We start from the raw sequence: 13,427 nt of genomic DNA on the forward strand, positions 1-13,427 counted from the left end.
TCGTGTCTCGTTCCAATGCGCTTACGACTCTTCGGCGACCGCCGCCTGACGCGCGGCGAGCTTGTTTTCGAGGTAGTGGATGCTCGTGCCGCCCTCGACGAACTTCGCGTCGATCATCAGCTCGCGATGCAGCGGGATGTTGGTCGAGATGCCTTCCACGACCATTTCCGACAGCGCGATGCGCATGCGGTTGATCGCCTGCTCGCGCGTCGCGCCGTAGGCGATCAGCTTGCCGATCATCGAATCGTAGTTCGGCGGAACGAAATAGTTGGCGTACGCGTGCGAATCGACGCGGATGCCCGGGCCGCCCGCCGTGTGCCACGACGTGATGCGTCCCGGCGACGGCGTGAACTTGAACGGATCTTCCGCGTTGATGCGGCATTCGATCGCGTGGCCGCGGAACTGGATGTCCTTCTGGCGGATCGTGAGCTTCTCGCCCGCGGCGATACGAATCTGTTCCTGCACGATATCGACGCCCGTGATGAGTTCCGTCACCGGATGCTCGACCTGCACGCGCGTGTTCATCTCGATGAAGTAGAACTCGTTGTTCTCGTAGAGGAACTCGAAGGTGCCCGCGCCGAGATAGCCCATCTTCTTGCAGGCGTCGGCGCAGCGGTCGCCGATACGCTCGATCAGACGGCGCGCGATGCCCGGCGCCGGCGCTTCCTCGATCACCTTCTGGTGGCGGCGCTGCATCGAACAGTCACGCTCGCCGAGCCAGATCGCGTTGCGGAACGAATCCGACAGCACCTGAATCTCGATGTGACGCGGGTTCTCGAGGAACTTCTCCATGTACACCTGCGGGTTGCCGAAGGCGCGGCCCGCTTCCTCGCGCGTCATGTTGACCGCGTTGACGAGCGCCGCTTCCGTGTGCACCACGCGCATGCCGCGCCCGCCGCCGCCGCCCGCCGCCTTGATGATGACGGGATAGCCGATCGCGCGCGCAATTTTCACGATCTCGCGCGGATCGTCCGGCAACGCGCCTTCGGAACCCGGCACGCACGGCACGCCGGTCTTGATCATCGTCTGCTTGGCGGTGACCTTGTCGCCCATCAGGCGAATGGTCTCGGGACGCGGTCCGATGAACGTGAAACCCGACTGCTCGACGCGTTCGGCGAAATCGGCGTTTTCGGAGAGGAAGCCGTAGCCGGGATGAATGGCTTCGGCGTCGGTGACTTCGGCCGCGCTGATGAGCGCCGGCATGTTCAGGTAGGAGAGGTTGGAAGGCGCCGGTCCGATGCACACGGCTTCGTCGGCCAGCTTGACGTACTTCGCTTCCTTGTCGGCTTCCGAGTAGACGACGACTGTCTTGACGCCCAGCTCGCGGCACGCGCGCTGGATGCGAAGCGCGATTTCGCCGCGGTTCGCAATGAGAATTTTTTCAAACATAGTGGGTCGGCTCATCAACGGGCTCGCGTGAGCGGCCCTCGGGGATCCAATCGGCGGCGCGCTTCTCGACGGATCGATGCCGCTTCGCGCGCCAGCGCGGTGAAGCCGGGCGGCGGCGATGAAGATCGCATGCGCCGCACGGCCCGATGCGCCTTCAGTCGCCGATCACGAAGAGCGGCTGGCCGTACTCGACCGCCTGGCCGTTTTCGACGAGGATTTCCTTCACGACGCCGGCCTTATCCGATTCGATTTCGTTCAAGAGCTTCATCGCTTCGATGATGCACAGCGTCTGGCCTTCCTTTACCGTATCGCCGACCTGGACGAACGGGTCCGCGCCCGGCGACGGCGCGCGATAGAACGAGCCGACCATCGGCGAAGTCACGACGTGACCTTGCGGCGCGGCTGCCGCCGGCGCGGCGGCGGACGAACCGGCTTCGCCTGCGCCGGAGAAATGCGGCGCGGCGGGCGCCTGCATTTGCGGCGCGTACTGCTGCGGCGCCTGCATGTACACAGGCGCGGCGTTCTTGACGATGCGAACCTTGCCTTCGCCTTCCGTCACTTCCAGCTCCGAGATGCCGGATTCCGAGACGAGGTCGATCAGCGTTTTCAGTTTACGAAGGTCCATCGAAAAATCCCCTTTCAATACTTGGAGACCGGGGTTGCCCGGTGCTTGACTTGATTTGTGGGTGTTCAGACTGCTCAGCCGCGAGTCGGCGCGGCCGGCGGGCCGACGCGCGCTTCGACGACGGCGAAATCGGTCGGCACGTCGAAGGCGTTCGTGTCGAACGCATCGGCGTGGTCGCTTTGAAGCGCGCGCCCGAACGGCCCGCGCATGACGGCTGCGGATGCCCGGCGGCGGCCGTCGCCGTTTTCACGGAGGTCGGACGCGACGGTAAGGTGGCCACATGGCACCGGCAGAGTAGTCATAGTCGCTTCGGGTTGTGCGGAATTCGGCGCACTTTAGCGCCTTTTAGAGAATTTTGTCTAGTTTTACCGTGCGGGCTAGTCCGAAACCATGGGACAAATTACCGCTTGCCGAAGCCCGAAAAGCCGAATGTCGCGCAAGATCGGCGTACTGTACCTTAACTCACAGCTTACTTAGCGCAAGCGGCTGCTTACGGACAGCGAATTTTTACAGGCTGTCGAGCGTGCGCTTCAGCTCGGCGGGGTCGATTTCGCCCAGTTTCGTCGAGCGAATCTGGCCCTTTGCGTCGATCACCACGGTAAACGGCAAGCCGCCCGCGTTATTGCCGAAGCTGCGCGCAAGATCCGCGCCGCCGAAGCCGGTGACGTAGACGGGATACGCGACCTGAACCTTCTTCAGGAAGTCGTTGATGTTTTTCTCGCTATCCACGCCAAGTCCGATGAACTTGATGCCTTTTTTCTCGTAATCGCGCTGCATGGCCGAGAGCGCCGGCATCTCCTTCACGCACGGCCCGCACCACGACGCCCAGAAGTTTACGACCACCGGCTTGCCCTTGAACGATGCGAGCGGCACGGACGTGCCCGAGGCGCCGGGTGGCGTCGCCTTCCACAGTTGATCCACGGCGTTCCCGCTTGCCGGAGTCGTCGCGGCGACGCTATCGCCGCCGGAGAACCAGTGACCCGCGTAGAAGCCGCCGACGGTCGCGGCGACCGCGACCACGAGGGCGGCAAGAATGCGTGTGCTTTTCATGAGCGTCCAGAAGAAAGATCAGCCGCCGATTTCGAGCGGCGGAGCGTCGGGATGATCGAGCAGCGTGCGCACGGCAGCCGCGTTCGCGCGGGCGAGCCGTCCACGACCGTCGGCGCGTACGGCGCCACGGAGATCGTCGGCGCCATACAGCGCGATATGCACGCCGATCGGCTCGTCGTTGCGCACCCGATGCAGAAAACTCAGCGTCTCGACATAGCCGCGCCCGGCGAAATGCCGCGTCTCCGACACGTCGTACTGCACGTTCACGTTCAGCAGATAAATCGCGACTTCCTTCGGATTGTCGCAAAAGCATTGCAGGTGAACGTCGGAGTGCTCGCCCGCCGTGCCGTTGAGCACCGCGCCCGTCAGATACGGATCGAAAGGCTTCAGGCGCTCCATCCATTCGAGCGCGACTTCGCGCATGCGCCGCAGCACGACCGGCTGGCTGTCGCTTTGGAAAATCGCCTGATATTCGCGGATTTCCTCTTCGATCTGGTCGTTATCGGGCAGGAATTCGCCGCCGATCTTCGCCTCGCCGACGACTTGCCGCGCCGCCTTGCGCTTGGCGGTGGAGTAGTCGAGGCCGTCCTCGGCGATCATTCTCGCGGCGGCGATCGCGATTTCCTCGCGCACGCGCTGCGGATCGAAATGTGATTTGCGAACCATGCCGGAATGATACTAGATAAGCTCGAACGGCCCGTTTGCGGACTCGGCGCGGCACGCTCGCGCCGGTGAAGAGCGTCCGACGTGCTCGGTTACAATATGCGCCTTCAGGCGCCTTTCTGCACGGGTTTGCCCCCAGATTCGCACGTATGGCGCCGTTCCTGTTTTGCATCTCAATCGCCCGCGCGGCGCGACACGGTTTATGCACATCCACATCCTCGGCATCTGCGGCACGTTCATGGGCGGACTCGCCGTTCTGGCGCGCGAGGCGGGCCACAAGGTCACCGGCTGCGACGCGGGCGTCTACCCGCCGATGAGCACGCAACTCGAAGCGCAAGGCATCGAGTTGATCGAAGGCTACGGCGTCGAGCAACTCGCGCTCGAACCGGATCTGTTCGTCATCGGCAATGTCGTGACGCGCGGCAATCCGCTGATGGAAGCCATTCTCGATCGCGGCCTGCCTTACACGTCCGGCCCGCAATGGCTCGGTGAGCACGTGCTGAACGGCAAATGGGTGCTCGCCGTCGCGGGCACGCACGGCAAGACGACGACGAGCTCCATGCTCGCGTGGCTCCTCGAAGACGCGGGCATGAACCCCGGCTTCCTCATCGGCGGCGTGCCGCTCAACTTCGGCATCTCGGCGCGTCTGACCGATTCGAGCTTCTTCGTCATCGAAGCCGACGAATACGACACCGCGTTCTTCGACAAGCGCTCGAAGTTCGTCCACTATCGCCCGCGCACGGCGGTGCTCAATAACCTCGAATTCGATCACGCCGATATCTTCCCCGATCTCGCTGCCATCGAGACGCAATTTCATCACCTCGTGCGCACGGTGCCGGGCGTCGGGCGCATTGTCACGAACGGGCGCGAGGCCGCGCTCGAACGCGTGCTGACGCGCGGCTGCTGGTCGGGCGTCGAGCGCTTTGGCGTCGATGGCGGCTGGCAGGCGCTGCCCGCCGAAGAGAACGCGCTCGTCGACGAGCGCTTCGCCGTGTACTGGGAAGGCGAGCGGCAGGGCGTCGTCGACTGGCAGGTGCAGGGCGAGCACAACCGCATGAACGCGCTTGCGGCGATCGCGGCGGCGCGCTCGGTGGGCGTGCCGGCGGCGCAGTCGGTCAAGGCGCTTTCGAGCTTCCGCAACGTCAAGCGGCGCATGGAAGTGAAAGGCAGCGTCGATGGCGTCACCGTCTACGACGACTTCGCGCACCATCCGACCGCGATCGAAACCACCGTCGCCGGATTGAGGACGCGAATCGGCGATGCGCGCATCCTCGCCGTGCTGGAGCCGCGCTCCAACACGATGAAACTCGGCACGATGAAGGCGCAATTGCCCGCGAGCCTTGCGAGCGCGAATCTGGTATTCGGCTACGGCGCGCGCGAAGGCCGCGACAAGCTCGGCTGGGATCTCGCCGAAGCGCTGGCGCCGCTCGGCGACAAGGCGCGGGCATTCAACGAGATCGAACCTCTGGTGAAGGCGGTCGCGGCCGCCGCCCGTCCCGGCGACCACGTGCTCGTGATGAGCAACGGCGGCTTCGGCGGCGTCCATCAGAAACTGCTCGACGCGCTCTCGGCGCGTGGCGCGGGAGGACATTCGTGATTCTCTATCTGCACGGCTTTCGCTCGTCTCCCCAGTCGTTCAAGGCGCGCGTGATGCACGCACGCCTCGCGGAACTCGGGCGGCTCGGCGAATGGCGGTGCCCGACGCTGCCGGTGTCGCCGTTCGAGGCTGTCGCGCTGGCGGAATCGCTCGTCGCGGGCGAGAAGACGAGCGATGTGACCGTCGTCGGCAGTTCGCTCGGCGGCTACTACGCCACGCATCTAGCGGAAAAGCACGGCTGGCGCGCCGTGCTGCTCAATCCGGCGGTCATGCCCGATCGCGACCTGAGCCACTATCTCGGCGAGCAGCCGCTGTGGCACGGCGGCGGCAGCGTCACCGTATTGCCGCGCCATCTGGACGAACTGCGCGCGCTCGCGATCACATCGATCACGCGGCCCGAGCGCTACTATCTGATCGCGGCGACCGGCGACGAAGTGCTCGATTACCGCACGATGCTCGACCACTATCCCGGCGTGCGGACCACGCTGATCCAGGGCGGCGATCACGCGATCAGCGACTTCCCGGCCTATCTCGCCGATGTCATCGCGTTTTGCGATCAGGCGCCGCCACCGCGCGTCGCGCCGGCGGCGGCGTGAGCGCGGCGTCGCACTAATTCAATTACCGGCGCAAACGAAGCTGTCCGGTCCACCGTTTTACGAGAGTATTGAGTGAACGTTTTCTTCGAGGAATCGGGTAGTTTCAAGGCCGGATCGGTGTTGTCCAAACAGGGCGACGCGTTTCAGGTCGAGCTGCCGGGCGGGCGGCGCGCCAAGGTGCGCGCGAAAGACGTGCTGATCGAATTCGACAAACCCGCCGCCGGCGATCTGATGCAGGAAGCCGACGCCATCGCGCAGGAAATCGATCTCGACTTCCTCTGGGAATGCGCGCCCGACGACGAATTTCCGTTCGCCGCACTCGGCGCGGACTATTTCGGCGACAAATTCGGTCCCACGGAACGCGCGGCGCTCGTGCTGCGCATGCACGGCGCGCCGGTGTACTTCCGGCGCAAGGGGCGCGGCCAGTATCAGCGCGCGCCGCAAGAGCAACTGCAGATGGCGCTCGCGTCGCTCGAACGCAAGCGTCAGCAGGCGCTCGTGCAACAAGGCTACGAAGACGACCTGAAGGCGGGCAAGCTGCCCGACGCGCTGAAGGACAAGGCGCTCGGTTTGCTCACCAAGCCCGACAAGAATTCCATCGAGTACAAGGCGCTCGAAGCGGCGGCGGCCGCGCGCGGCATTTCGCAGGCGCGGCTGATGCTCGAATGCGGCGGCATCGCGTCGCCGCGCGCGTTGCACGAGGCGAAATTTCTGTCGGAGTTCTTTCCGCACGGCGTCGGCTTTCCGTCGGTGCAGCCGGGCGCGTTGCCGGATGACTTGCCGGAAGCGGATGTCGAAGCCTTCTCCATCGACGACGTCACCACGACCGAAATCGACGACGCCTTCTCCGTCCAGCATCTCTCCGATGGCCGCGTGCGCGTGGGCATCCACATCGCGGCGCCGGCGCTCGGCATCACGCGCGGCGACATGATCGATGCCATCGCGCGCGGGCGTCTCTCCACGGTCTACATGCCCGGCGACAAGATCACGATGCTGCCGGACAACGTCGTCGATGTGTTCACGCTCGGCGAAGGCGGGCTGCGGCCGGCGCTGTCGCTGTACATCATCGTGAATCGCGAGACGCAGGACATCGTCGCGACGGAAACGCGCGCCGAGCGCGTGTTCGTGAAGAGCAATCTGCGCCACAACCATCTCGACGAGTTCGTCACCGAGGAAAGCCTCGCCGCCGGCACGGGCGATTACGCGCACAAGGACGACATCGCGGTGCTGTGGCCGCTCGCGCAGGCGCTCTTCGAAAAGCGCCAGCAGGCGCGCGCGAGTTACGGTCTCAAGCGCGAAGTGCAGCGCAACAACGACTTCAACTTTTATGTCGATGGCGAGCACATCACGATCACGCCGCGCCGTCGCGGTTCGCCGCTCGATCTGATCGTCGCCGAACTGGCGATTCTCGCGAATTCGTCGTGGGGCGCATTCCTCGACGATCACGGCGTGCCGGGCATTTATCGCTCGCAGCGCGGCTTCGGCGGTCCCGGCCCGAAGCGCACGCGCATGCAGACGATGCCCGCGCCGCACGAAGGGCTGGGCGTCGCGCAATATGCGTGGAGCACGTCGCCGCTGCGCCGTTACGTCGATCTCGTCAATCAATGGCAACTGATCGCGTGCGTGCAGCATGGCGTGACGGCCAAGCTCGCCGCGCCGTTCAAGCCGAAGGACGCCGATCTCTTCGCCGTCGTGCAGGGCTTCGACGACACCTACACCGCATACGCCGATCATCAGCGCCGCATGGAGTATTTCTGGTGCCTGCGCTGGCTGAAGCAGGAAAACAGGAAGCAGGTTCCGGCGTCGGTGATCAAGGACGATCTCGTCCGGCTCGAAGAAATTCCGCTGATCCTGCACGTGCCGGGTCTCGGCGTGCATGCACGCGGCACGCGCGTGATGCTGGAAGTCGTGTCGATCGACGAACTGACCGTCGAAGCGTCGTGCCGTCTGCTGCACGTGATCGATGCGCCGTCCGCGAGCGCGCCGGTCGAGGAAGAGGAAGCCGAAGAGGAAATCATCGAGACCGACGATCTTTCCGCCGAAAGCGAAGCCGAAGCGCAGGCCGAGGCATCGGCCGAGCAGCCCCAACCGGAAACGCCCGGCAACGCGGAGGAACCGACGCCATGAAAGACCAGTACGCGGTGATCGGCAATCCGGTCGAGCACAGCAAATCGCCGTGGATTCACGCGAAGTTCGCGGAGCAGACCGGCGAGCCGATCGAATACGGGCGCATTCTCGGGCCGCTCAACGGCTTCGAGCGTGAGGTGAAGAATTTCATCGCGTCGGGCGGGCGCGGCATGAACGTCACGGTGCCGTTCAAGCTCGAAGCGCACGCCCTCGCAGATTCGCTGTCGCCGCGGGCGGCGGCGGCGGGCGCGGTGAACACGCTGACCTTCGGTCCCGATGGCGTGCGCGGCGACAACACAGACGGCGTCGGGCTCGTGCGCGATATCGAAGCGAATCTCGGCGTGAGTCTCAAAGGCGCGCGCATTCTGCTGCTCGGCGCGGGCGGTGCGGCGCGCGGCGTCGTGCTGCCGATCTTCGATCGCGCGCCGGCGGCGCTCACCATCGTCAATCGCACGGCGGCCAAGGCGCAACATCTCGTCGATCAGTTCGCGCAAAACGCGGCCGATTGCGGCGTGCGCTTCTGGGGCGGCGGCGCGGACAGCGCGGAAGCGGAGCGCTACGACGTGATCGTCAACGCGACCGCCGGCAGCCTCGACGCCGCCTTGCCCGATTGCGACGACCGCGCGTTCGGCGCGGGCACGCTCGCCTACGACATGATGTACGGCGCGCAACCGACCGTCTTCATGCAGCACGCGTCGAGGCTCGGCGCGCGCGCATCGGACGGCCTCGGCATGCTGGTCGAGCAGGCCGCCGAATCGTTCTTCATCTGGCGCGGCGTGCGCCCGGACGGCGGCGCGGTCCTGCGCGAATTGCGCCAGACGCTCGCAGCCAAAGCCTGATGACCACCGCGCCTGTCGGTAGCTCGGGGAGCCGCGCGCCGCGCGCGCACAAGGCGGTGCGGCTCGGTCCGGCGCGATGGATCATGTACGGCGTCTCGGTGCTCGGCATCGCATTCATCGCGACGCAGCTCTACTTCTTCGCGCAGATCGGCATCTGGACGGTCGTGAATCCGGGTCCGACGGCCTTCATGCGCTCCGACGCGTGGACGCTCGCGAAGACGCATCCCGGCGTGTCGCTGCAGCGCACGTGGGTGCCGTACGACCAGATCTCGCGCAACCTGAAGCGCGCGATCATCGCGTCGGAAGACGCCAACTTCGTCAACAACAACGGCTACGAAACCGACGCCATTCTCCAGGCGTGGGAGAAAAACAAGGCGCGCGGGAAGATCGTCGCGGGCGGCTCGACGATTTCGCAGCAACTCGCGCGCAATCTCTTCCTGTCGCGCGAGAAGAGCTACGTCCGCAAGGCGGAGGAGCTCGCTATCACATGGATGCTCGAATTCTGGATGGACAAGGAACGCATCTTCGAGATCTATCTGAATTCGGTCGAGTGGGGCAACGGCGTGTACGGCGCGCAGGCGGCGGCGCAGTACTACTACAAGACGTCGGCGGCGAATCTGACTGTCGGGCAGAGCGCGCGGCTCGCCGTGATGCTGCCCCGCCCCAAGTATTTCGACGATCATCGCAACGCGCCGTATTTGTCTCAGCGTTCGCGCGTCATCGCGCGGCGGATGGGGGCGGCGGAATTGCCGCAGTGATATTTAGTCCGTGAAGCTAAACAATATAAAGCCCTGATTTATCAGGGCTTTTTGTTTTCAAATAGCTGTCGGTGGTCAGAAATCATTCCCATTATGTGAGCATGACGATCACATATTGAATAATTCAAAAAAGCGGAACTACAATCCGACCAAAGCCTGAAACGGCATGCGTGCGACGACCGAAGAACCCTGCGGCGCGCACGACCAGAACAATGGAGACACGTCATGCACTCGATCGCCTGCTCGCGCTCGCGGGCTCTTTCACACGATTCGCACGTTTCGCACGCCCGTTCGACGGCGCGCGCGATTCGACGCGCATCGTGATCGACGAGAGACCCGCGCCATGACCAAATTCCAGGATCCGCAAACCGACGCCGCAGAAGCGCAAGCCGCGCACGCGGCCGGTCCGCACATGAAGCGAAACGGCGCGAACGGAGCGAAGCACACGCCCGATCCCGATGCGATCGCGCTGCCGAGCGCGCTCGTCGACGTCACGCCGCAGCAGGCCGGCACGCAGACGCTCCTGCGCGGCCTCGCGATTCTCGAAGCCGCCGCGAACGGCGCGCGCGATCTGCGCTCGTTCGGCGCGGCGCTCGGCACGACGCGCAGCACGACGCACCGGCTCGTCAGTTCGCTCGTGCAGGCGCGCTATCTGCGACAAGTGCAGGGCGGCTATCTGCTCGGGCCGAAGCTCATCGAACTGGGCACAATCGCGCTCGAACAGATGCCGCTCACGGCGGTCGCGCGCCCGCATTTGCAGGCGCTCGCCGAACACACGCACGACACCATTCACCTCGGCGTGCGCGATGGCGACGACGTCCTCTACATCGACAAGATTCCCGGCACGCGCGGGCTGGAGATGCGTTCGCGCGTCGGGCATCGCATGCCGCTCGCGTCGACGGGCATCGGCAAGGCGATGATGCTCGACCTCGAATCGAACGCGTGGAAGAAGCTGCTCGACGCGTCGCATCGCGTGCTCGCGAAGACGAGCTTCAAGCCCGACAATCGCCCCGACTTCGACACCTTCCAGCAGCGCATGACGCGCTATTCGCAAGGCGGCTTCACTTTCGATCTTGAAGAGAACGAAGCGTCGATACGCTGTGTCGCCGCGCCGGTGCGCGATGCGTCGGGCGCGATCGTCGCGGCGCTTTCGGTGGCGAGCACGATTCCCTACATGCCGCACGAGCGCATGGAAGAACTGATTCCCGTCGTGCAGCGCGAGGCGCGCGCGATTTCCGAGGAACTCGGCTGGCGCGCCCCGCAGAACGCACGCAGGATCAAGCGATGACGGCATCCGTTTCCGCGCCCGCGCTCATCGCGCTCGACTGGGGCACGACGTCGCTGCGCGCCTATCTGCTTGGCGCCGACGGCGTCGCGCTCGACACGCGTGCATCGTCGGCGGGCATCATGAATCTGCCCGCGGGCGGCTTCGATCAGGCTTTCGAGGAAACCTGCGGCGAATGGCTCGATGCAGCGCCGTTGCCCGTGATCGCGGCGGGCATGGTCGGCAGCGCGCAGGGCTGGGTGGAGGCGCCTTACGTCGAGACGCCCGCTGGGCCGGATGCGCTCGTCGCGGGCATCGTCACGGTGAAGGCGGCGCGCGGCGTCGCGGTGCATGTCGTGCCGGGCGTGCTGGAGCAGAGCGCCTTGCCCAACGTGATGCGCGGCGAAGAGACGCAGATTTTCGGCGCGCTGGCGAGCGAGCCGTCGCTCGGAACGTCGGGCGGCGCGCTGATCGGCTTGCCGGGCACGCATGCGAAATGGGCGTTCGTCGGCGATGAGCGCATCGAGCGTTTCTACACCTTCATGACGGGCGAGACCTTCGGCGCACTGCGCGATCACTCGATTCTCGGCCGAACGATGCATCCGAGCGCGACGCACGACGAACAGGCGTTCATTCGCGGCGTCGATACGGCGCGCGATGCCGGTCATGCAGGCGTGCTCGCGACCATCTTCACCACGCGCACGCTCGGCCTCACCGGTCAACTCACCGGCGAGCAGCAGCCGGATTATTTGTCGGGCCTGCTGATCGGCCACGAACTGCGCGGCCTGAACGAAGTGCTCACCCGCGAACACGCCGCGCTCGCCGGAAAGACGTTGCGCCTGATCGGCAACGACGCGCTTTGCGACCGTTATCGCGCGGCGCTCGCGCGCTTCGGCTGCCACGACGCGCCGACCGTCGCGCAGGCCACCGAGCACGGCCTTTACCGAATCGCCGCGCTTGCCGGGCTCGTCGCCGCGCCCGTGCGCACGGCCTGAGAAGGAGCCAACACGATGCAGCCTCCCATCAATTTGCCCGCGCCGTACGGCATGCACGGCGGTCTCGCGAAGGCGTTCGCCGCGTGTCCGCTGATCGCGATCCTGCGCGGCGTCACGCCCGCCGATGCCGCCGATCACGCGCGCGCGCTGTACGAAGCGGGCTTTCGCATCGTCGAAGTGCCGCTCAATTCGCCGCAGCCGTTCGACAGCATCGCGGCGATCCGGCAGGCGCTGCCCGCCGACGCGATCGTCGGCGCTGGAACGGTGCTGCATCCGAGTTACGTCGATAGCGTGAAGGCCGCGGGCGGCGAGCTCATCGTGATGCCGCACAGCGACGCCGATGTCGTGCGCGCCGCGAAGGCGCACGGTCTCGCGTGCGCGCCGGGCGTCGCGACGCCGAACGAGGCGTTTCTCGCGTTGAAGAACGGCGCGGACGTGCTGAAGATGTTCCCCGCCGAGCAGCTCGGCCCGGCCGTGACGAAGGCGTGGCGCGCGGTGATCGCGCAGGAAGTGCCGCTCGTGCCGGTCGGCGGCATTGCGCCGGACAACATGGGACCGTTTCTGAGCGCGGGCGCGAACGGCTTCGGCCTCGGCTCCGCGCTGTTCAAGCCGGGTCAGAGCGCGGAGGCGACGGCGTCGCACGCGAAGGCGTTCATCGACGGACTCGCGAAAGCGCGAGGCGAAACGAAATGAACCGGCTCGCCGGCAAAGTGACGATGGTCACGGGCGCGGGACGCGGCATCGGCGCGGCGATCGCGCTGGCGTTCGCGCGCGAGGGCGCGTCGGTGGCGCTGGCGGAGCTCGACATCGAAACGGCGCGCGCGACGGCCGAACGTATCCGGCAGGAAACCGGCGCCGACGTGCTGACGGTGGCGACGGACGTGACGCAAAGCGCATCGGTGAAGGAAGCCGTGCAGCAGACGCAGGCGCAGTTCGGCCCGCTCGACGTGCTCGTGAACAACGCCGGCATCAACGTGTTTTGCGATCCGCTCACGATGACCGACGACGACTGGCGCCGCTGCTTCGCCGTCGATCTCGACGGCGTGTGGAACGGCTGCCGCGCCGTGCTGCCGGGCATGGTCGAGCGCGGGCGGGGCAGCATCGTGAACATCGCCTCGACGCACAGTTTCAAGATTATTCCCGGCTGCTTTCCGTATCCGGTGGCGAAGCACGGCGTGATCGGACTGACGCGCGCGCTCGGCATCGAATACGCGCCGGACAACGTGCGCGTGAATGCGATCGCGCCGGGTTACATCGAAACGCAATTGACGCTGGACTGGTGGGATTCGCAGGCCGATCCGAAGGCCGCGCGCCAGGCGACGCTCGATCTTCAGCCGATGAAGCGCATCGGCCAGCCGCAGGAAGTCGCGATGACGGCGGTGTTTCTCGCATCGGACGAGGCGCCGTTCATCAACGCGAGCTGCATCACGGTCGATGGCGGGCGCTCCGCGCTCTATCACGACTAAGCGCAAAAGAATGACGCACTGGCCGCGGTGCGACATCACGACAACAAAACGCGGCCAC

General features: G+C 65.5%; 14 protein-coding genes. 9 read left to right on the top strand and 5 right to left on the bottom strand.

Annotated features, from left to right (window positions below):
* Positions 1–21: 21 nt before the first annotated feature.
* The 5 genes from accC to NOV72_RS22715 form a co-directional block, all read right to left on the bottom strand.
* Positions 22–1,389, bottom strand: coding sequence for an acetyl-CoA carboxylase biotin carboxylase subunit (gene accC, locus NOV72_RS22700; protein WP_106856810.1), 1,368 nt, complete (start codon positions 1,387–1,389; stop codon positions 22–24).
* Between the two features lie 154 nt (positions 1,390–1,543).
* Complete coding sequence (gene accB / locus NOV72_RS22705; protein ID WP_106856811.1) at positions 1,544–2,014, bottom strand: acetyl-CoA carboxylase biotin carboxyl carrier protein; 471 nt, start codon at positions 2,012–2,014, stop codon at positions 1,544–1,546.
* 74 nt (positions 2,015–2,088) lie between these two features.
* Positions 2,089–2,316 carry a hypothetical protein gene (locus NOV72_RS32060; protein WP_146150037.1) on the bottom strand — a complete coding sequence of 76 codons (228 nt, stop codon included), beginning with the start codon at positions 2,314–2,316 and terminating at the stop codon, positions 2,089–2,091.
* Positions 2,317–2,521: 205 nt separating this feature from the next.
* Complete coding sequence (locus NOV72_RS22710; protein ID WP_106856812.1) at positions 2,522–3,064, bottom strand: TlpA family protein disulfide reductase; 543 nt, start codon at positions 3,062–3,064, stop codon at positions 2,522–2,524.
* An 18-nt stretch (positions 3,065–3,082) separates the two neighbouring features.
* Positions 3,083–3,730 carry a UDP-N-acetylmuramate--alanine ligase gene (locus NOV72_RS22715; RefSeq protein WP_106856813.1) on the bottom strand — a complete coding sequence of 216 codons (648 nt, stop codon included), beginning with the start codon at positions 3,728–3,730 and terminating at the stop codon, positions 3,083–3,085.
* A gap of 136 nt (positions 3,731–3,866) precedes the next feature.
* Here NOV72_RS22715 and mpl point away from each other — a divergent pair, with 136 nt between their 5' ends.
* The 9 genes from mpl (at position 3,867) to NOV72_RS22760 (ending at position 13,369) form a co-directional block, all read left to right on the top strand.
* Positions 3,867–5,324 carry a UDP-N-acetylmuramate:L-alanyl-gamma-D-glutamyl-meso-diaminopimelate ligase gene (mpl, locus tag NOV72_RS22720; protein ID WP_425428758.1) on the top strand — a complete coding sequence of 486 codons (1,458 nt, stop codon included), beginning with the start codon at positions 3,867–3,869 and terminating at the stop codon, positions 5,322–5,324.
* Entirely contained in the window at positions 5,321–5,920 is a 600-nt protein-coding gene (locus NOV72_RS22725; RefSeq protein ID WP_106856815.1) for a YqiA/YcfP family alpha/beta fold hydrolase, read from the top strand. Before mpl ends, NOV72_RS22725 begins: the two co-directional genes overlap by 4 nt.
* A gap of 72 nt (positions 5,921–5,992) precedes the next feature.
* Entirely contained in the window at positions 5,993–8,047 is a 2,055-nt protein-coding gene (locus tag NOV72_RS22730; RefSeq protein ID WP_106856816.1) for a ribonuclease catalytic domain-containing protein, read from the top strand.
* Entirely contained in the window at positions 8,044–8,886 is an 843-nt protein-coding gene (aroE, locus tag NOV72_RS22735; protein WP_106856817.1) for a shikimate dehydrogenase, read from the top strand. The genes NOV72_RS22730 and aroE overlap by 4 nt, the downstream gene beginning before the upstream one ends.
* Positions 8,886–9,644 (top strand): monofunctional biosynthetic peptidoglycan transglycosylase, encoded by a 759-nt coding sequence (mtgA, locus tag NOV72_RS22740; protein ID WP_106856818.1) that lies wholly within the window; start codon positions 8,886–8,888, stop codon positions 9,642–9,644. The genes aroE and mtgA overlap by 1 nt, the downstream gene beginning before the upstream one ends.
* 343 nt (positions 9,645–9,987) lie before the next feature.
* Entirely contained in the window at positions 9,988–10,932 is a 945-nt protein-coding gene (locus tag NOV72_RS22745; protein WP_106856819.1) for an IclR family transcriptional regulator, read from the top strand.
* Complete coding sequence (locus tag NOV72_RS22750; RefSeq protein ID WP_106856820.1) at positions 10,929–11,903, top strand: 2-dehydro-3-deoxygalactonokinase; 975 nt, start codon at positions 10,929–10,931, stop codon at positions 11,901–11,903. Before NOV72_RS22745 ends, NOV72_RS22750 begins: the two co-directional genes overlap by 4 nt.
* A gap of 15 nt (positions 11,904–11,918) precedes the next feature.
* Positions 11,919–12,596 carry a 2-dehydro-3-deoxy-6-phosphogalactonate aldolase gene (locus NOV72_RS22755; RefSeq protein WP_106856821.1) on the top strand — a complete coding sequence of 226 codons (678 nt, stop codon included), beginning with the start codon at positions 11,919–11,921 and terminating at the stop codon, positions 12,594–12,596.
* On the top strand, positions 12,593–13,369 hold the full coding sequence (locus tag NOV72_RS22760) for an SDR family oxidoreductase (RefSeq protein WP_106856822.1): 777 nt from the start codon (positions 12,593–12,595) through the stop codon (positions 13,367–13,369). Before NOV72_RS22755 ends, NOV72_RS22760 begins: the two co-directional genes overlap by 4 nt.
* Positions 13,370–13,427: the final 58 nt, after the last annotated feature.

This window comes from Caballeronia novacaledonica, assembly GCF_900258035.1.
In the GTDB taxonomy this organism is placed as follows: Bacteria; Pseudomonadota; Gammaproteobacteria; order Burkholderiales; family Burkholderiaceae; genus Caballeronia; species Caballeronia novacaledonica.